This window comes from Maribacter sp. R77961 (genome assembly GCF_044594925.1).
Taxonomy (GTDB): Bacteria; Bacteroidota; Bacteroidia; order Flavobacteriales; family Flavobacteriaceae; genus Maribacter.
Window position 1 is genome coordinate 463,011 of the sequence record NZ_CP138991.1, and the last position, 19,785, is coordinate 482,795.

The 19,785-nt window shown below is 38.4% G+C and carries 14 protein-coding genes; 5 read left to right on the plus strand and 9 right to left on the minus strand.

What is annotated here, in order from left to right; genetic code table 11:
* Nucleotides 1-17 precede the first annotated feature (17 nt).
* Complete coding sequence (locus tag SJY09_RS01840) at nucleotides 18-1,655, plus strand: CTP synthase (protein WP_396637265.1); 1,638 nt, start codon at nucleotides 18-20, stop codon at nucleotides 1,653-1,655.
* Nucleotides 1,656-1,723: 68 nt separating this feature from the next.
* Entirely contained in the window at nucleotides 1,724-3,574 is a 1,851-nt protein-coding gene (gene yidC / locus SJY09_RS01845) for a membrane protein insertase YidC (protein WP_396637266.1), read from the plus strand.
* 341 nt (nucleotides 3,575-3,915) lie between these two features.
* Here the strand turns inward: yidC and SJY09_RS01850 are convergent, their stop codons facing one another.
* Together SJY09_RS01850 and SJY09_RS01855 are read right to left on the minus strand one after the other, a co-directional pair.
* On the minus strand, nucleotides 3,916-6,429 hold the full coding sequence (locus tag SJY09_RS01850) for a fasciclin domain-containing protein (protein WP_396637267.1): 2,514 nt from the start codon (nucleotides 6,427-6,429) through the stop codon (nucleotides 3,916-3,918).
* Between the two features lie 429 nt (nucleotides 6,430-6,858).
* Nucleotides 6,859-8,754: a fasciclin domain-containing protein gene (locus SJY09_RS01855; RefSeq protein WP_396637268.1), complete on the minus strand. Its 1,896-nt coding sequence runs from the start codon at nucleotides 8,752-8,754 to the stop codon at nucleotides 6,859-6,861.
* Between the two features lie 367 nt (nucleotides 8,755-9,121).
* Between SJY09_RS01855 and mnmA the strand changes: the two genes are divergently transcribed.
* From mnmA to SJY09_RS01870, 3 genes are all read left to right on the plus strand, one after another.
* A complete protein-coding gene (mnmA, locus tag SJY09_RS01860; RefSeq protein ID WP_396637269.1) occupies nucleotides 9,122-10,312 on the plus strand; it encodes a tRNA 2-thiouridine(34) synthase MnmA in 1,191 nt (396 codons plus the stop codon).
* A gap of 34 nt (nucleotides 10,313-10,346) precedes the next feature.
* Nucleotides 10,347-11,294, plus strand: coding sequence for an NAD(P)H-dependent flavin oxidoreductase (locus tag SJY09_RS01865; protein WP_396637270.1), 948 nt, complete (start codon nucleotides 10,347-10,349; stop codon nucleotides 11,292-11,294).
* A 159-nt stretch (nucleotides 11,295-11,453) separates the two neighbouring features.
* Nucleotides 11,454-12,386 (plus strand): DUF1080 domain-containing protein, encoded by a 933-nt coding sequence (locus SJY09_RS01870; protein WP_396637271.1) that lies wholly within the window; start codon nucleotides 11,454-11,456, stop codon nucleotides 12,384-12,386.
* 41 nt (nucleotides 12,387-12,427) lie between these two features.
* On the opposite strand, the gene SJY09_RS01875 is transcribed toward SJY09_RS01870, so the two are convergent.
* The 7 genes from SJY09_RS01875 to SJY09_RS01905 all read right to left on the minus strand — a co-directional run bounded on the left by SJY09_RS01875 (nucleotide 12,428) and on the right by SJY09_RS01905 (nucleotide 19,688).
* Nucleotides 12,428-12,667, minus strand: a complete 240-nt coding sequence (locus SJY09_RS01875) for a DUF2007 domain-containing protein (RefSeq protein ID WP_396637272.1) — start codon at nucleotides 12,665-12,667, stop codon at nucleotides 12,428-12,430.
* 68 nt (nucleotides 12,668-12,735) lie between these two features.
* A complete protein-coding gene (locus SJY09_RS01880) occupies nucleotides 12,736-13,410 on the minus strand; it encodes an SCO family protein (protein ID WP_396637273.1) in 675 nt (224 codons plus the stop codon).
* Nucleotides 13,411-13,436: 26 nt separating this feature from the next.
* Nucleotides 13,437-15,161, minus strand: coding sequence for a tetratricopeptide repeat protein (locus SJY09_RS01885; RefSeq protein WP_396637274.1), 1,725 nt, complete (start codon nucleotides 15,159-15,161; stop codon nucleotides 13,437-13,439).
* Between the two features lie 132 nt (nucleotides 15,162-15,293).
* Nucleotides 15,294-16,394, minus strand: coding sequence for a Gfo/Idh/MocA family protein (locus SJY09_RS01890; RefSeq protein ID WP_396637275.1), 1,101 nt, complete (start codon nucleotides 16,392-16,394; stop codon nucleotides 15,294-15,296).
* Between the two features lie 12 nt (nucleotides 16,395-16,406).
* Nucleotides 16,407-17,693, minus strand: coding sequence for an aminotransferase class V-fold PLP-dependent enzyme (locus SJY09_RS01895; protein WP_396637276.1), 1,287 nt, complete (start codon nucleotides 17,691-17,693; stop codon nucleotides 16,407-16,409).
* 44 nt (nucleotides 17,694-17,737) lie between these two features.
* A complete protein-coding gene (locus tag SJY09_RS01900) occupies nucleotides 17,738-18,181 on the minus strand; it encodes a PaaI family thioesterase (RefSeq protein WP_396637277.1) in 444 nt (147 codons plus the stop codon).
* Between the two features lie 31 nt (nucleotides 18,182-18,212).
* Nucleotides 18,213-19,688: a M20 family peptidase gene (locus SJY09_RS01905; protein ID WP_396637278.1), complete on the minus strand. Its 1,476-nt coding sequence runs from the start codon at nucleotides 19,686-19,688 to the stop codon at nucleotides 18,213-18,215.
* Nucleotides 19,689-19,785 lie beyond the last annotated feature (97 nt).

The window sequence follows — 19,785 nt, forward strand, 5'->3', positions numbered from 1 at the left end:
AACACAGAATTCCAATCATGTCACAAACCAAATATATCTTCGTTACGGGCGGGGTAACTTCTTCCCTTGGTAAGGGAATAATAGCGGCCTCCTTGGCGAAATTATTACAGGCCCGCGGATACCGAACTACAATTCAGAAATTAGACCCCTATATAAATGTGGACCCAGGTACACTTAACCCCTATGAACATGGGGAATGTTATGTTACTGATGACGGTGCCGAGACCGATTTAGATTTAGGGCACTACGAGCGTTTTCTTAATGTTAGGACTTCACAGGCTAACAATGTAACAACGGGAAGAATTTATCAAAGTGTCATTGAGAAAGAACGAAGGGGAGAATTTCTAGGAAAGACCGTGCAGGTAGTGCCACATATTACAAACGAAATTAAAGAACGTGTTCAGCTGCTTGGAAATAGTGGCGATTATGATATTGTAATTACCGAAATCGGTGGTACTGTAGGTGACATTGAATCCTTACCTTATATTGAAGCTGTTAGACAATTACTATGGGAATTGGGGGATAATAACGGTATTGTTATTCATCTAACTTTGGTTCCATATTTATCCGCTGCGGGTGAGCTTAAAACCAAGCCAACACAGCATTCCGTTAAAACACTTATGGAGAGCGGAATCAAGGCAGATATCCTGGTCTGTAGGACCGAACATGAGATTTCAGATGATATAAAGGACAAATTGGCACTCTTTTGTAACGTAAAAAGAGAAGCGGTCATACAAAGTATAGATGCTTCCACTATTTATGATGTACCCGTGCTAATGCAAGAAGAAGGACTCGATACGGTTACATTAAAGAAATTAGCGCTATCGGATAATAGTGAGCCAGACCTTACCCAATGGAACGAATTTTTAAAGCGTCACAAGAATCCCAAGAATGAAGTGACTATAGGGCTTATCGGAAAATATGTAGAATTACAGGATTCTTACAAGTCCATACTGGAAGCTTTCATTCATGCGGGTGCCGCAAATGAAGTTAAGGTTAAAGTTAAATCCATTCATTCAGAATTCATTACAGAGCAGAATTTTGAAAATAAATTAATTGGGCTGGATGGTATTTTAGTAGCTCCTGGTTTTGGTGAAAGGGGTATAGAGGGGAAAATAAAAGCCGTTCAACATGCAAGAGAAAAGGCGATTCCGTTCTTGGGAATCTGCTTAGGCATGCAAATGGCGGTCATAGAATATGCGAGAAACGTATTAGGAATTAAGAATGCAAATTCTACTGAAATGGATGAGCACACCGCCACTCCCGTAATAAGTTTAATGGAAGAGCAAAAGACCATTACGAACATGGGCGGTACAATGCGTCTGGGTGCTTGGGACTGTAAGTTAAAGGAAGGTAGCTTGGTTCAAAAAGTATACGAAGGGGAGACGGAGATTTCTGAACGTCATCGCCATAGGTACGAGTTTAATAACCAATACAAATCCCAGTTGGAAAAATCCGGCTTAATTACATCTGGTATAAACTCGGCAACGGATTTAGTAGAAATCGTAGAATTGGGAAATCATCCTTGGTTTATTGGCGTGCAATATCATCCAGAGTATAAGAGTACTGTAGCTAATCCACATCCTTTATTTGTAGGTTTTGTAAAGGCGGCCTTAGCACATAAAAAAGCACAAACTAATGCCAGTATGGCATAAACTGTCTATTTGGGCATATATTTGCTCTCTGAAAACCAAACTATTACCTTACCTATAATATATTTTAGATGGAAGAAAAGAAATTGGATGTGAATTCCATAATCGGTTTTGTACTGATTTTTGGAATATTAATTTTCATGTTTTACCAAAATAAACCCACTCCGGAAGAGTTAGAGGAGCAGGCACAACAAGAACAAGTAGAGGCTAAAGCAGCACAGGAAGAAAATTTAAATAAAGTGGTAACAGCGGAAACGCCAGTACTTAATTTAAACGATTCTACGGCAGTTGCAAATTACAAAAGTCAAATAGGGGCATTTGGTTTTACCGCACCATCCGATGCTACTACGGTGCTTGAAAATGAAGTGCTGTATTTGAAGATTAGTAATAAGGGAGGGCATATTGTAGAGGCAAAAATGAAGAATTTTGTTACCTATGATTCTATTCCTGTGTATTTGATTAAAGACGGGAACGCTTCTTTTGGGCTTAATTTTTCTACTCAGGACAACAGGGTCTTGAATACAAAGGACTTGTATTTTGAACCAAGCTCAAGTACTTCCGATAACAATCAAGTACTATCCTTAAAAGCAAAAGTTTCCAACAATCAATATTTGGAATATCGTTATGAGATGAAACCAGAGGAGTACTTGGTAGATTTTACCATACGTAGTCAAGGTTTGGACAGGGTTATGAACGATAGTAAGCCGGTAACCCTAGACTGGAAATTAAAGGGTATTAGGCATTCTAAAAGTATAGAATATGAAAACAGATATACCCGTCTAACCTATAATCATGAAGATGGTAAACTGAGTAAACTCTCTGAGGGTAGTGATGATGAGGAAACGGAAGAGGATATTAAATGGATCTCCTATCGGCAGCACTTTTTTAGTTCTATATTAGCGACCAGTGAGCCATTTAAAAGTGGAGAACTCGTATCAAAGAATTTAGTAGAGGAAGAAAGTAGAACTTTTGGGTTTACAAAGGATTACGCTTCTGTTTTACCGCTAGAGGTTAAAGGTGGTGAGCTATCCAAAAATATGCATTGGTATTTTGGGCCAACAGATGTTGAGGTATTATCAAAATATGAGGACTTAGGATTAGAGGATTCCATACCTTTCGGTTGGGGAATTTTTGGGTGGATCAACCGCTACGTATTCACTCCGTTCTATGCTTTTTTAAGTACTTATTTCCCCTACGGTATTGCAATAGTTATTATGACAATCTTAGTACGTTTGGCGATGTCTCCGGTAACCTATAAATCCTACTTGTCTCAGGCCAAGATGAAAGTATTAAAACCAGAGATTACCGAGCTAGGTGAAAAGTATAAGGACAACGCCATGAAAAAGCAACAGGAAACCATGAAGCTCTATGGAAAAGCTGGTGTTAGTCCAATGAGTGGTTGTGTACCGGCATTTCTACAGATGCCTATATTCTATGCCTTGTTCATGTTTTTTCCAACTTCTTTTGCCTTGCGCCAAAAGTCCTTCCTATGGGCAGATGACCTATCTTCTTTTGATACCATCTATCAGTTTCCAGAAGGATTTTCAATACCTTTTTATGGAGATCATATTAGTTTATTCCCAATTTTAGCCTCCGTAGCTATCTTTTTCTACATGATGATGACTACTGGGCAAAACATGCCAACACAACCAGGTATGCCAAATATGAAGTTCATTATGTATTTAATGCCCTTTATGATGTTATTTTTCTTCAATAACTACGCTAGTGGATTGAGTTTGTACTACTTTGTATCAAACTTAATTACCATAGGAATTATGTTGGTAATCAAGAATTTTATCTTGGATAACGATAAAATTCATGCGCAAATACAGGAGAATAAGAAGAAACCTAAAAAGGAGAATAAATTTCAGCGAAAAATGCGTGAAATGATGGAGCAGGCGGAAGCGCAAAAAAAGAAATAATGAAACACCCTTCTTTACCAAAATGGTGCGGAGCTCAATAAGAGCTATTCAAAAAGAAAATAAAGGATGGTTTTAGGGTAGGCACCAAGGAATTTTAATTTTGATTAGCGTATAAAAAAAGAAAAGCCTCTGAAATATACAGAGGCTTTTGCCATTGATTAAGGATTGGTTTGGTAAGATTTGGGGATGTAAATATGATTTTAATTACCTCTTTAAAAAAATATGAGTTGTAAAGAGCTCTTATTTGTATGCTAACTAATCTACTTCTGTTGTTTAAAAAGTTAATGCATAAAAAAACCTCTCAAATAATTGAGAGGTTTTAATAATTATATTACCATTTCTTAGTGAGAAGGAGGACTTAAAATATCCAATACTTCTTGTGGTAATAACACTTTATCTATAACATGTACAATTCCGTTGCTTGCCATTACATCCGCAAGGGTTACGTTAGCATCAACAGCTGTTTTGTCTCTTATTTGAACACCATGGTTCAATATCGCAAATACAGATTCTCCTTGTACCGTTGGGATTTCTTGATGGTCTTGTAAATCTGTAGAAGCTACCGCAGCTCCTGCAACAACGTGATAGGTAAGTACTTTAGTTAGTAAAGCTTTTTCTTCATTCGTATCAAAATCTGCAAGACTATTAAAATCATCTCCAAGAGCATTCAGTAAATCAGCAAAAGCTGCATTTGTTGGAGCGAAAACAGTAAATGGTCCGTCACCACTAAGTACACCTACTAAGCCTGCATCTGCTTGAATTAAGGCATCTACCAATAAACTTAAGTCATCTACACTTTGTGCGGTCTCTACGATATTTGGTACGGCAGGAGTCAATGCATCTAAAACTGCCTGTGGTAATAATACTTTGTCTATTACATGTACTACACCATTGCTAGCCTCAACATCAGCAATTACTACTGCGGCATTTTCATCGGTAGCGTCTTCTACGTGTACGGTACCGTCTTTAATATTTATCGTTACATCCTCTCCTTGGAAGGTTGTAATGTTTTGGCCATCGCTCAAATCAGTTGAGAAAGCAGCTGTTCCAGCTACAACATGATACGTTAATACGCTAACAAGAAGTGCTTTTTCTTCGTCAGTATCAAAATCTGAAAGACTATTAAAGTCATCTCCTAAGATATCTAGTAATTCTGCAAAAGCAGCATTTGTTGGTGCGAATACAGTAAATGGACCGTCACCACTCAATGTTTCCACTAAACCAGCATCAGCTTGTCCTAATGCACCTACTAAAAGACTTAAATCATCAGTAGCTACGGCTATTTCAACAATAGTTTGTAAGCTCATTGCTGCCAAGGCATCCAAAACTTCCTGTGGTAAAAGAACTTTGTCTATTACATGTACAACACCGTTGCTAGCTTCTACATCAGCGAGAACTACCTGGGCATTTGTTTCTGTAGCGTCAGTAATGAATACGCCATCCTGAAGACTTACACCAACGTTTTCACCTTGGAAGGTTTCAATCATTTGTCCATCGCTTAAATCTGTAGAGAAAGCGGCCGTACCTGCAACTACGTGATACGTCAATACCTTAACAAGTAGTGCTTTTTCTTCCTCCGTGTCAAAATCCGCTAGGCTGTTGAAATCATCACCTAAAATATCCAATAAAGCTGCAAAAGCTGCATTAGTAGGAGCAAATACTGTAAATGGCCCGTCACCACTCAAAGTTTCAACTAGTCCAGCATCAGCCTGAACCAAAGCATCGACTAAAAGACTTAAATCGTCCGTAGCAACAGCTATATCAACGATGCTCTTTAATTGAAGACTAGCTACAAAATCAATAGCTGATTGTGGTAGTAAAACTTTGTCGATAGTATGTGCTACGCCATTTGAAGCCATAATATCCGTTGCTGTAATATTAGCATCGGTATCAGAAGCATCGCCAATTACAAAAGTGTCACCCGAAGCAATCACTTCTATAGAATTATTTGCAAGTGCTGTTGGTACGGCACCAGCGGCTAAATCTGCAGCTTTGACCTCGGCAGCAATAACGTGGTATAATAGGATGTCCTTTAACAAGGCCATTTCTTCCTCCGTGTCAAAATCGTCCAACCCATTATAATCATCTCCTAAAATATCTAAAAGTGCAACGAAAGCATCGTCAGTTGGTGCGAAAACTGTAAAAGGACCTTCACTGCTTAGGGTTGCAGCCAAATCTGCCTTGATAACAGCAGCTTCCAGAATAGATAGTGCTTCAGTTGCAACTACCACATCTACTAAAGTACCAGTCTCATTGGTCATTTCTCCTTCGTTCAAAGCATCGATGATAGCCTGTGGTACCATTACCTTATTAATTACATGTACTACTCCGTTACTTGCTTCGACGTCGGCAATAATAACTTCAGCATCTACTTCTGTAGCATCCTGTATAAAAACGCCTCCTTCAAGATTTACCGTTAACTCTTCTCCTTGTACGGTTCCTAATTTTTGGCCTGCACTCAAGTCTGTAGATTTTGCGGCCACACCAGAAATAACGTGGTACGTAAGGATGGTAGTTAAAATAGCACGTTCCTCGTCCGTATCAAAATCTTCAAGTGAATCAAATCCGTCCAAAGAAGCTAATAAATTTGTAAAAGCGTCATTAGTAGGTGCGAATACGGTGAAAGGTCCGTCTCCGCTTAGAGTTTGTACTAAATCTGTTCCCTCAGAGTTATCTGCGGTAATCAAAGCCGAAACAAGTGCAGATAACGCTTCTTGTCCTTGAGCGGTTTCAACGATGTTTTTTGCATCAAGTGTTTTGGCGGTTTCCTCGGTTTCGTCTTTGTCACAGGACCAAGCCAAGAAAACTATTGCTAGCATTGCTAACAAACTTTTAATGGATACTACTTTTCTCATAATGTGTGTGTTTTAGATAAACTGTTTAATTAATTGTTTTTAAAATAGAACAGATAGTTAAGCTTGATAAAAACTATTTTCTTTGATAAATCAATAAGAATGTGGAGTCATAGTCTCAATGAATTGAATTTTGCTCACAAAGAATAGATTTTTATTGCTTTTTAGTGTTCTTTTTAACTAGAGTGTCAAAAGTAGAAAGGGTTGCTTTTGTTTATCTAATATTTTGAAAAGTTTAACAAAAAAGTTAAACAAAACAACTATTTGTAGGACTATACATCAAAAAAAGACTCATAATACAGGGCTTTGTTTAACCATAATGTTATAGGTGTAGTTTTCTTTTGAACTAATTGATAGAAGCCGGTTCTATCTATATAATAAAAAAAGCCGCTTTCGGCGGCTTTTTAGATTCTATAGAAATATGCTATATTATTAGTTCGTTGTATCTGGAATCATAACTTTGTTCAAAACATGAATTACTCCATTATTAGCTTGCACATCTACGGCTATAATACCTATATCCGTCGCTCCAGAGCCATCGGTTACATCGGCGATATTGTCACCCGAACCTGGCAGGGTTATCGTAATTGCATCTCCCTCAAGCGTAGTTGCTGAAGTAGTTCCATCAGCGTTTAAATCACCTGACCTTACATTAGCGCCTCCTACTACATGGTGTAATAAGACTTGTGTTAAAACTGCTTCTTCTGGAATTGCAGATAAGGCATCAAAGGCAGCATTAGTTGGTGCAAATACCGTAAAATCAGGATTTATATTATCCATATTTCCACCTTCTGTTCTTGATAGGATTCCTGCGAAATCAGTGTCTGGTGTTAATTCTGTTAAGGCACTTACCAAAGTTGTAAAATTAGGGTCAGCTACGGCAAAAGTAACCACCGATGGCAAATCGATAACTGCATCAACGGCGTGGATTACGCCATTTGTGGCAATAACATCTGCAATGGCAACGTTACTGGAACCATTTAAACTTACACCGTCATCCGTATTAACGTACATACTTAAATTGTCACCATCTGCGTTGGTACCTAAGGAACTAATATAGCTGTTGGACAATCCGGTTGAGACTGCTGCAGCCCCTTGTATTACATGATTAGATAATACGTTGTTAATATCGTTACCGTTCGGATTTGTAAACGCTGTAAAAGCAGCATTAACCGGGGCAAATACCGTGAATAGATCGTCAGCGCTAGATAATAAGGTAGTGAACGTTGTGTTTCCACCATCCGTTAAGGCGCCAACTAAAGAGGTCAATTCCGAATTAGCCAGAGCATGATCAACAATATTTGGAAGACCAATTACTGCGTCTATTATATGAACTACTCCGTTACTGGCTTTAATATCAGCTGTCGCAACGGTAGATACACCGTTTACTACTACGCCATCCGATACGTCTATGAACATACTAAGGTTTGCTCCGTCAGCACCAGCTGTTGAAAGTGATGAAACATATCCTGTGGATAAATCAGTAGACATATTCGTGCCGCTTACTACGTGGTTTAGTAATACTTGTGTTAAAACATCTACAGGAACATCTGCTAAAGTCGGGAAATTATTTGCCTCTAGAAATGCGGCAAAAGCATCGTCTGTTGGAGCGAAAACGGTAAAAGGTCCCGCACCAGCTAAAACGGTCGGTAAATCCCCATCAGCAGCTTGAAGCGCTGCAACTAGATTACTCAATGTTGGAGTAGCTATTGCTAAATCCGTGATAGAACTTAATAAAACACCTTCCAAAGCGTCTAATGCCGCTTGCGGTAGCAAAACTTTATCAATTACATGTACAATACCATTATTAGTGGTTACGTCTGCAGTAGTGACAAATGCCTTTTCTCCTGCTGCGTCTGTAAATGAAGCACCGCCTTCAAGGCTAACGGTTAAATCTTCGCCTTGCGCCGTAGTAATCGTCAAACCTTCAGATAATTGGGAAGAAGGAACTGCAGCTCCACCAACAACATGATATGTAAGTATTGTTGCTAGTAAATTTTGTAATTGGGCGTTGTTGAAATCGTCTAGGGAATCAAATCCATCTAAACGTGCGAGTAAAGCTGTAAATGCATCATTTGAAGGAGCCAATACCGTAAATGCGGCACCTTCCGTACTAAGCAATGTAATAAGGTCATTGTCGGCACTTTCATCCGCTTTGGCAAGTGCTGCTACCAAACTACTTAAGGCATTATTCGCCTGTGCAGTTTCAACAATGTTAGCACCAGGTAATATTTCCGGCTCTTGTTCGTCATCATCACTACAGGATACTGCAAATATTAACAGGAAAGCACACAATGTAGATTTTAAAATTCTGGGTAATGTTTTCATAGTACTACGTTTTTAGGATTTAGATTATTATTGTTTAATGATTTAAAAACATAAATAAACAGTTTTTGTTTTAAGGAAGATGTTATAGTATTCTTAAGGTTGCTTTTGTTTAGTAAATTTTTACAAAAGTTTAACAGATTAAAATTTAATGAGTTATTTTCTAATGATATTGAGCACAAAAGAAATTACACAAAGTAGCCTTTGGTATTACCAATTAAGACAGTCAGGAGTAACTGTAAAAGCTATTGAAAGGAGTACACCGTTATCTCGGAGTTATAAAACGGCATATAAGGCCTATCATAGTTGGTAGATGACACAGTTCTTTATGCACCGTAATTTTGTATTTTTGTACCGACAAATAAGGTAGATGAAAAAAGTAGTTATTGGACTTTCCGGAGGAGTAGACTCTAGTGTTGCTGCATATCTTTTAAAGAAGCAGGGGTACGAGGTGATAGGCTTGTTCATGAAGAACTGGCATGATGATTCTGTCACCATATCCGAAGAATGTCCTTGGTTAGAGGATAGCAATGATGCGCTAATCGTTGCCGAGAAATTGGGTATTCCTTTTCAAACGGTAGATTTAAGTGCGCAGTATAAAGAGCGCATTGTAGATTATATGTTCAGGGAATATGAAATGGGAAGAACTCCAAACCCAGATGTACTTTGTAATAGAGAAATTAAGTTTGATGTTTTTATGAATATTGCGCTGCAACTAGGAGCGGATTTCGTGGCTACAGGGCATTATTGTAGAAAGGGTATACTTAAAAATGAGGACGGCAGCGAAACGTATCAGTTATTATCAGGAAAGGATGACAACAAAGATCAATCTTATTTTTTATGTCAATTATCACAGGAGCAGTTATCAAAGACCTTGTTTCCTATTGGGGAATTGACCAAACCTCAGGTACGTGAAATAGCTGCTGAAATGAATTTAATTACGGCTGATAAAAAAGACTCTCAAGGTCTCTGTTTTATTGGTAAGGTGCGCCTGCCAGAATTTTTGCAACAACAATTAAAACCAAAGAAAGGAAAAATAGTACAAGTCCCCGCAACTGTCGATGCCTATCAAAGAACAATTCCCAACTTTGAAAATAAGCAGGACGAATTGGCTTTTTACGCCCACAAGCCTCAATATCATATAGAGGATGGTAAGGTGGTAGGAGAGCACCAAGGAGCGCATTATTTCACAAAAGGACAACGCAAGGGGCTTCATGTTGGGGGAACGAAAGAACCGTTGTTCGTAATTGAAACCGATGTAGCCGATAATGTCATTTATACCGGCGAGGGTAAATCGCATCCAGGTCTTTACAGACGAACCCTGTTTGTTAAGGATAAGGAGTTGCACTGGGTACGACCAGATTTAAAACTAGAAATAGATGGTTCCTTAGAAGTGATGGCCCGCATCAGGTACCGGCAGACTCTGCAGAAAGCCACTTTGTATAAAATAGAAGGCGGTCTTTATGTTGATTTTGAGCAAGATCAGTCCGCCATCCAAGAAGGTCAGTTTGTGGCTTGGTATATTAATGATGAGCTTATCGGTTCTGGCGTAATATCATAAGCAGTTTTATTGGAAGAAATTTTAAGGGTGATAAATGAAAAATAGAATTACCGAACTTTTCCAAATACAATATCCCATTATCCAAGGTGGAATGATTTGGGCAAGTGGTTGGCGTTTAGCTTCTGCCGTGTCAAATGCTGGTGGTCTGGGCATAATAGGGGCGGGGAGTATGTACCCCGATGTATTACGGGAACATATTCAGAAATGTAAGCGAGCTACTGATAAGCCCTTTGCAGTAAACATACCCATGTTATATCCGGATATTGATAAATTGATGGAAATTATTGTAACCCAAGAGGTGAAAATTGTTTTCACATCAGCCGGAAACCCTAAAACGTGGACGGCCTTCTTAAAGGAGAACGGTATTACCGTAGTGCATGTGGTAAGTAGTGTTAAATTTGCGCTCAAAGCACAGGATGCAGGTGTTGATGCCGTAGTTGCCGAGGGTTTTGAGGCCGGTGGGCATAACGGGCGCGAAGAAACTACCACAATGGTACTTATACCATCTGTGAAGGAAAGACTTCTTATACCCCTAATCGCTGCTGGTGGTATTGCATCCGGTAGGGCCATGTTGGCCGCAATGATACTTGGGGCTGATGCCGTGCAGGTAGGTAGCAGATTTGTAGCGAGTATAGAAGCTTCATCACATGCTAATTTTAAGCATGCCGTAGTAAATGCCAAAGAAGGCGATACGCACTTAACCCTAAAGGAACTGGCTCCAGTAAGACTTATCAAAAATCAATTTTATAACACGTTGCAATCAGCGTATGAAAAAGGTACTTCTGTGGCGGAATTAAAACAACTACTTGGAAGAGCAAGAGCCAAGAAAGGGATGTTTGAGGGAGACCTTGATGAGGGCGAGTTAGAGATTGGACAAGTATCTGCTTTAATTCATGATATTAAACCAGCAGGTGAAATAGTACATGATATGATGGAGGAATACAAAGAAGCCATACGTGACACTGAAAAGCTAAGTCACTAATGGTATTGGTCAAGGATTTTTACTCCTCAAGCTTTTTATTAAATCAATAAGGAAATTATCACTATAATTTACTTAGCCTAAAAGCAATATGGAGCAGCCCCAATTTAAGTCATTTTTCTTTTTTTAACTTAATAGTATATTTGAAGAAAATCAGTATTCATGAAAAAGCTTTTCTTACTAGGTATTTTTATATTTTTCTTTGGTTCACTAACTATTTCAGCACAAGCAGGACATCCTTTAGAGGGTAAATGGAATTTAACCATACAGCAGGAGGGTAAAGAACTACCTTCTTGGTTAGAGATTAAGCATTCTGGAAACAACACCCTAATAGGCAGATTTACCTATGCTTTTGGAAGTGCAAGACCCATTGCTGAGGTAAAAAAATATGGGGATTTGTTTTACTTTTCAATACCCCCACAATGGGAGCCAGGTGCTGCAGATATGGAATTTCAAGGTAAAAAAGTAGGGCAGGAACTTAGGGGAACTATGGTGTATACCGATGGAAACACCTATGAATGGACAGCAGTCGCTGCACCCAAATTGCCTACCGTAGCTAATCCTAAATTTGGTAAAACACAAAAGCTTTTTAATGGTAAAAATTTAGATGGCTGGGAAACTAATGACAATAACCAATGGGAGGTTATTGACGGTATTTTAACAAGTGCTAAACCGGGGATTAATCTCATTTCCAAAGAAAAATTTAAGGATTTTAAGCTGCATGCAGAATTTAGATATCCAAAGGGCAGCAATAGCGGGCTCTATCTTCGTGGTCGTTACGAAATTCAGATTGCAGATAATAAGGGACTAGAGCCTTCGTCAATTTACTTTGGTGGGATATACGGACTACTTACCCCAAATACGAACATGGCAAAGGAAGCAGGAGAATGGCAGACTTATGATATTACGCTTACAGGAAGAACGGTTACTATTGTAGCAAACGGTAAAACAATTATTTCTGAACAAAATATTCCGGGTATGACAGGAGGCGCACTAGATAATAATGAAGCTGAGGCAGGACCAATTATGATTCAAGGCGACCACGGTCCTGTAGAATTTAAAAGCTTGGAAATAACACCGATCATAGACAAGTAATCTAGTATTGATTAATGTTAAGATTTCATTTTCGGGAATTTTTAGGTAGGTTCATCGTTTTCAGAAGTTATCTTTAAAACTAGTGCTGTCGCTTTTTCTTCTTCATCTCTATTGACATAAATATCAATATTACCTAACATGGAGGAGGCAAACCCTGCAAGACGTGCGGATTCTCCTTCATCCTTTACTATTGGAGCGATTCCTAGTTTCAAAAGAGCTTCTTGTATTCGCTTTCCAATAAGCGCACTGCCACTATAAATTTTTATATAGTCTGAATCCATATTTCTTGATTTAATAGTTCTTTGAATCTTTAAAGGAAGTTACTGATTATTTTGCATTGCTCGTGTAGTTACGTGTCATCTAAATCTTTCAACAATAGATCAATGTCAGCAGCTAACTCATCTATTTCTTCATCTATAGTACCGTCATAAATACCTCGAATTTGCTTTTGGGTATCTATCAGAACAAAATTTGAAGTATGAACGAAGTCCTGTAATAGTCCGTCATTATAATCATTTACAGCAAAATAGCTTTTTCTTGCTAGTTCGTAGATATGGTTTTTATCCCCAGTGGTGATGTTCCATTTAAGAGAATTGGCATTGTATCTTTCCGCATATGCTTTTAAGATGGGAACGCTATCCATTTTTGGGGTTACAGAAAGCGACAAGAGCATTACTTTTTTGGTGTTCCAAAATCGTTTCTGAAGTTTTCCCATATTGTTTGACATTACAGGGCAAATACTAGGGCATCTGGTAAAGAAGAAATCTACGATATATATTTTATCCTTATAAGCTTCCTGAGTAATTGTATCTCCATTTTGATTTATCAACCTAAAATCTGCAACGGTATGATTACTATCAGTTGTATGTAGGCTTGAATCTACAAGCTCAGGATTTAGGTCTGCGGGATTGTAAACGGGAAGTTTTTCTTTATAAATGAATAAATAAAACAGTAGGGGTGCTATTAGTATAAAGAGCACGAAAGGCACTCTAGATTTAAAATATCTTTTTTGAAACACCTCCATGGCTCAGACGAGTTTATTTTATGTGGTTATAAAATGGAAGTATCTATATCAATGTCGGCATGTTTCCAAGCCTTATCAAACTCTTGTTTAATACTTTGAGCTTCCTCTATTTTTCCTTGCGCTTTTAAACTTTGATACAAGCCCATAAGTGACCATCCGTTTTGTCGTAAAATCTTCAAATCCTCATTATATACTTTTTCGGCGTCTTCATACTTCCCTGCTTTCATCAATATGGCTCCTAAATTCTGTCTAGTGGGAATATGCCAGGCTGCAGGTTCCGTATACGTAAGGCCATCTTCAAATACCACCGCTTTTTTCATATGCTCAATGGCTTTTGAAGTATTACCCTTTAAAGCAGCTAATTCTCCAGCTACAATTTCAAATGCGATATTGGCCGATTTAATGGATGGGTTATTCGCAGTAGCGACCAGTGTTTCTAGTTCTGGGTCATTTTTAAGAATCTTTATCGCATCTAATTCCTCCTGCGCATCTTTTATATTTCCTTTTCTTATGAAGGCGATACCACGTGCATAATGTCGAATAAGACTGAGATGTTTAATATCTGTACTAGGGGCCGGAATCGTTAAAATCTGATTCCATTTTCCAAATCGGGTATACGCCAACAAAGGTGTGGAGGCAAAGTCCTGTAAAAAAGGAAGGGTGACCAGTTCTCCTGTCGGAACTTTCTCTGCTGTCTTTTTTGCTGCATCAATAGCAATTTCACTGTCTCCTAATAAACTAGCCGATGACCATAAAAAATGAATATTATGAGGATAATAGGCTAGGGGATATAATCCTTGCGCAAAACATTGGGCTATATAATCCTCATCCGCTAAAATTGCGGATTGATTCACCTTAACGGCATCTAAATACCTACCTACCCGTATATAAATATGTGACGGCATGTGCACAATGTGGCCAGCTCCTGGCATAAGGGTAGCCAATTTGTCTGCACTGGCAACTCCTAGGTCCGGATAAGGTAATTCCACCATATGAATATAATAATGGTGTCCTCCAGGGTTTTTCGGTTCTAATTCCATAGCTTTTTCTAGAGCACTCTTGGCCTCTTTTATATTGGGAGAGGGGTTACCTTCTTTGTCCCAGTAGTTCCATGGTACGGTATTCATTATGGAGGCCGCATATAAAATTTGAATGTTTGCGTCTTTTGGGAACTGTGATGCTACTTTTTCCATGGCTTTCATATAAGCCATATTTAGCACGGCCACATCCATAGTCAAATCTTCACTGTATCTATTTTCTAACGCCGTTATAAGGGCTTGTTCTTTTGGACTCCCTTTAAACGCTAAGGATTTAGCCTTAGCCATAGCCTCATTATATTTTTCTTTTCGATCATCTAAAGGTTGCGGATCATTAATGTTTGGTCCTAAGGCAAATGCTTGGCCCCAATAAGGCATGACCGCATTAGGGTCTAGTCTTGCTGCTTCCATAAAAGAACGGTGAGCTTCGGCATGGTTGAAGGCGTATGATAATTTTAAACCTTGATTAAAAAATTCCTGAGCTCTTTCCTTTTTTGTGGTGATCTTGAAATGGAGGTTTCCCAGATTATTGAAAAGAGGAGCGATTTGTTGTGTGGTATCAACATCTTTCAGTAGATATTTAGCAACGGTACATTTGATAGTATAGAAAGAAGCATTCTGTGTTCTATCAATATTATTATCTCCTGTGGAAAGAAAATAAGTTAAGGATAAAAGAAGGATGGCGATAACGGCAAAACTCATTTTTGTTCTCATGACACTATATTTAGGTTGTTACAAATTAAACTAGTGAGGAACTACTAATGAAGATAAATAATCTGATTTTCAGTAAGTTAAATATAATACATATTTAATTAAATAACTAAAATATATTACGAACGTTTTATGTTATTCCAATACTAAGGTCATTTTTTTCTTGGAACTTTCTATTGCAGCTTGTAAAATTTCCATAACGATCAAATTATTTTCAAGACTGTAAGGGTCGAATGGAGCTAGTGCCAATTGTCCGGTAACCACCTGTGCAAATACTGAAAAAGGGTCGTCAAATGGTTTTTGTCTTTCTGGAAGTTCGGTTTTTGTTTCCTTGTAAGTATCGTATCCAGTAGAAACCCTAAGGTTTAAATCATTCCTATTTTCAGCATAAATAGCTCCTGTTGTGCCATAAATTTCCATGTCTTTTCTTCCGATAGGCCAATTCCAAGAAGGTTCTAAAATTGCCATTGAAGAATCGTAGGTTAGGATAATGGTCGCATCATCATCAACTTTTGGATTATTCTCAGCTTGTAACTGTTGTGTTACCGCTGTAACGGTTCTGGGCTTTTCACCATTTAATAACCACGTCATTAAATTAGCGCCATAGCATCCAAAATCTGTAATGGCACCGCCGCCATTTAATATGGGATCCGTGAGCCAGTCTAAAAACTCCTTATTTACACCTATCTTTTTAGGTCCCTTGTGTCCATCACGTACAATTACTTTTCTTACTTCTCCTACAGTGCCCTTGTCTAAAAGTCTCTTAGCCTCTTCGTTCGTAGGATACCAAGAGGTCTCATAATTAGTAAGTAAATGTATGCTATGCTTCTTTGCTAGTTGCTCCATTTCTTTGGCGTGTTCTAAACTAACAGCCAAAGGTTTTTCTACCATAACGTGAATACCTTTTGGTGCGCATTTTTGTACAACTTCCAAATGACCGTAAATCGTTCCAAAGGCAGCAACAGCATCTGGTTGCGTCTTTGCAACCATTTCTTCAATGGTGTTATAGACCATCTCTGAAGGAAAACCAAAATGCTCAGCTAATCTTTTGGTCAAAATAGTATCTGTTTCTACGATACCTACCATTTTGATATCTCCTAAATCTTCGCGCACTAAAATCCATCCCACATGAGCATGGCTAAGCCCAATTACACCAAGTTTTACAGGTTCTTGTTGTGCATTTGATGTCACTGTAAGCAGGGTCAAAAGGCAAAGAAGACCTATTATTTTGTTCATACTCCAGGTTAGTTAAGTGTTAGCGATAGTATTTAGCGCTGCTACCAAATTATCAATATCCTTCTTGGTTATGAATATGGCGAATGACAGCCGCACTGCATTTAATCCAAATTTGGTCATAGGTCTAGAATCTATACCGAAGTCTTTAAAGAGTTGCTCTTTTACTTCCTTGACTTCTTTTCCTTTGATTTCTACCACTTGTATTCCCGCGGAAAGGTCATCGGAGGAGGGTGTTTTGGGGACGATAGTATCATTATTTTTTATGGCCTTCAAGAAATAGTGTTTAAGTGCATAAGTGCGTCTATGAATTGTAGTTCCACCAATAGTATTTCTATAATCAATTGCAGCTCCAAGCCCTAACAGTTCTGGTAAATTTCGAGTATTATAGTTTTCTAGTCGTCTAATACTCGGATCCTTATAGCCACGTGCCACGATTAATGGTTTAAGTAGTTCTTGTTGGTTCTTTTTAGCATAAAAAATACCAATTCCTTTTGGTGCGAATAACCATTTATGCGCACTAACGGTATAAAAGTCACAGTCCATTTCGCCGAGATTGGTTGCTACCATACCAGCTCCTTGAGCACCGTCAACCGCTACAAGAATACCCTTTTCATGTGCGATTTTTGATATTTCTTTAATGGGTAATAACATCCCATTAGTATTTACCATATGACAGACCGATATTACTTTAGTATTCCTGGTAATTGCTGCCTTGAAAATAGCAACAATTTCTTCTTTACTTTGCGGTAAAATAGGTAGCGTGGGCCTAATGAGCTTAACTCCTTTAGATTCTTGCCAAACTGTCCATGGAACAACGGCACTAGCATGTTCATGGTCTGCCAAAATTACTTCATCTCCAGGCGATAGCGCTATGCTTTGTGCAATAAGATTCATGCCCTCGGTCGTATTATGTATTAGGGCAATTTCTTCTTCTGATACGCTAAAAACAGCTGCTACTTTCTTACGGGTCGCTTCCTTTTCTTCGTCCCAACCGCCCCACATGTATTTAGAGGGAAAATCATCTAGCGTGTCCCTGAAGGTATTAGTGGCTTTTCTAATTGGAAAAGGGCAAGCTCCTAAGGATGCATTATTAAAATATTTTACGCCCTTTGCAAATTGAAATTGTGAGGCAACAATCTCCCAATATTGCTCTGAATTTGGATTTGGAAATTCTTTAAGCTCATGAATAGCAGTTTCTAAGGGAGTTTTACTCTTAGACCAACTTTGAGCGGGAATAGCTAATGTTCCTGCCACACCTAAACCCATGTTCTTTAAAAATGCTCTTCTGTTTTTATACATGTCTCTTTGATATGATTATTGCCCTGATTCTACCTTGTCAAATTTTAAGACTTAGGAAGTTCTATTTTAGTTTTAATCAGATTTGAATGGCCTTTCGCAATTAATCGGGACTTGTCCTTATTCCAAACCAGACATTCAACATTCATAATTTGATTTCCTTTTTTACCCATTACCGTTTGGGCTATTACAGTTTCACCGGCCCTAACGGAACTAAAATAGTCTACCGCTAGGTTTACGGTAGTGTAAACATGACTATTGTCCAAAGAGTAAACAGCGGCACCTATAGCATCGTCAATGATAGCAGCGGTGATACCCCCGTGAAGAATACCGACTGGATTGGTCATTTCATCTCTAATATGATGAGCGAATTCTAATTGACCCTCCGCAGCGCTGAGCAGGGTGGGATTTAACCATTGCATCAATGGCGATATAGAATCGCTAGAATCTTTCCCAATTTTCGATTTAAAATAGGCAAGAACTTTATTCATTCGTACAATTTTAATTCTGCTTGGTCAAGCCTTAATTGTTTTGTTCGTCAGTATTCTTAATAAACTGTATATAAAATCGAATACTGTCATAAAAATCTTCTACTGCTAATCGCTCGTTTAAGCCATGAAAGGATTTTTTAGTATCGTTGTTCAAATGAATGGGAGAAAACCGGTAGATATCATCGGAAATATCCCTAAAATGTCTAGAGTCTGTTGCCCCAACGACTAAATTGGGAGAGACCAGAACCTCTGGATATAGTTCTAGAATGGTTTTGTTCAATATAGAAAACCCAAAAGATTCCGTCCGTGAGAGCTTAGACGCTTCCGCAGCGGTGCTTCCTTTTGTTAGGGTAATTCGGTCATCTGCAATTACAGTCTTCACATGGGTAATAACATCTTCTATAGTAGTTTCGGGTAATACTCTAAAGTTTACGGTGGCATTAGCTCTTTGTGGGATAATATTATCCTTTATACCGCTATTGAAAATGGTAGGGGAGGTTGTTGTTCTTATAAGCGCATTCCCAGAAGGACTTTTTTCATAAAGGTTTAGTACAAGTGGTTCTAGAAGCCCTTTATTGGCAAAGACCATTTTATTTGCGAAAGGCATCTCTGGTCCTAGGTAGTTCATAAACCCTTCCAATGGAATCGTAATTTTGGCCGGTAAGGGATTGTTCTTTAGTTTGGCTATTGCATTGGACATAACGTCTATTGCCGTTTCTTTTCCGGGCATAGATGAATGTCCCCCTTCAATCTTCACAGCAAGATTAAGCGTTAAGTATCCTTTTTCCGCGGTACCTATTAAAGCAACTTCTTTGGTGATATCCGGCACTAGTCCGTCTGCTATGACACCACCTTCATCAACAACAAATTCCGCTTGTACCCCTTTTTCCTTTAGATACGTGGCCATGGCCACAGCTCCTTGCCTGCCGCCTATTTCTTCGTCATGTCCAAAGGCAAAGTAATAGCTTCTTTTAGGTGTGTAGCCTTGTTTTAAAAGTAGTTCTACCGCTTCCATAATGCCTATAACACCAATTTTATCATCTATGGCACCTCTTCCCCAGATGGTATCATTTTTAATAGCTCCGCTAAATGGTGCTACGCGCCATTCTGGCAAGTTTTTTTCGATTACGGGAACTACATCTAAGTGTCCCATCATCACTATAGGTTTTAAGGAGGAGTCGGTTCCTTTCCAATGGTATAGATGACTAAAGGAATTGAACATCTTCTTTTCTAAAAGAGAGTCCATTAAAGGATACGTATCGGAAACGAACGTTGCAAACTTTTTAAATTCCAAAGAATCAAAATCAGCTATGTTCTCTGGAGAAACGGTTTTAATCTGAAGCGCTTTTGAAAAATTTTGAATTGCGGTCTTATCTATTGTAGGTGCTTGTACGGCTGCAACTTCAATTTGTTTGGATTCAAAATTAAGTGCATTGACGACTAGATAAACGATGAGAATTACTAAAAGCAAAACCAGTAGGGCAATTAACTTTTTAAGGATTTTCATATATGGTTGGAATTTTCCTAAATATACAAACTCCTATAGAAGCTAGAAAAAGCTATTAGTATTTTATCTTAGAACTAATAGCTTTTTAAGGGTCAAA

What these genes read in the sequence shown, in the direction of transcription:
- SJY09_RS01900 (WP_396637277.1), bottom strand. Translation starts at nt 18,181, where the DNA reads ATGAATAAAGTTCTTGCCTATTTTAAATCGAAAATTGGGAAAGATTCT.
- SJY09_RS01880 (WP_396637273.1), bottom strand. Translation starts at nt 13,410, where the DNA reads ATGGAGGTGTTTCAAAAAAGATATTTTAAATCTAGAGTGCCTTTCGTG.
- SJY09_RS01865 (WP_396637270.1), top strand. Translation starts at nt 10,347, where the DNA reads ATGAAAAATAGAATTACCGAACTTTTCCAAATACAATATCCCATTATC.
- SJY09_RS01875 (WP_396637272.1), bottom strand. Translation starts at nt 12,667, where the DNA reads ATGGATTCAGACTATATAAAAATTTATAGTGGCAGTGCGCTTATTGGA.
- mnmA (WP_396637269.1), top strand. Translation starts at nt 9,122, where the DNA reads ATGAAAAAAGTAGTTATTGGACTTTCCGGAGGAGTAGACTCTAGTGTT.
- SJY09_RS01870 (WP_396637271.1), top strand. Translation starts at nt 11,454, where the DNA reads ATGAAAAAGCTTTTCTTACTAGGTATTTTTATATTTTTCTTTGGTTCA.
- SJY09_RS01855 (WP_396637268.1), bottom strand. Translation starts at nt 8,754, where the DNA reads ATGAAAACATTACCCAGAATTTTAAAATCTACATTGTGTGCTTTCCTG.
- SJY09_RS01850 (WP_396637267.1), bottom strand. Translation starts at nt 6,429, where the DNA reads ATGAGAAAAGTAGTATCCATTAAAAGTTTGTTAGCAATGCTAGCAATA.
- SJY09_RS01890 (WP_396637275.1), bottom strand. Translation starts at nt 16,394, where the DNA reads ATGAACAAAATAATAGGTCTTCTTTGCCTTTTGACCCTGCTTACAGTG.
- SJY09_RS01895 (WP_396637276.1), bottom strand. Translation starts at nt 17,693, where the DNA reads ATGTATAAAAACAGAAGAGCATTTTTAAAGAACATGGGTTTAGGTGTG.
- yidC (WP_396637266.1), top strand. Translation starts at nt 1,724, where the DNA reads ATGGAAGAAAAGAAATTGGATGTGAATTCCATAATCGGTTTTGTACTG.
- SJY09_RS01885 (WP_396637274.1), bottom strand. Translation starts at nt 15,161, where the DNA reads ATGAGAACAAAAATGAGTTTTGCCGTTATCGCCATCCTTCTTTTATCC.
- SJY09_RS01840 (WP_396637265.1), top strand. Translation starts at nt 18, where the DNA reads ATGTCACAAACCAAATATATCTTCGTTACGGGCGGGGTAACTTCTTCC.
- SJY09_RS01905 (WP_396637278.1), bottom strand. Translation starts at nt 19,688, where the DNA reads ATGAAAATCCTTAAAAAGTTAATTGCCCTACTGGTTTTGCTTTTAGTA.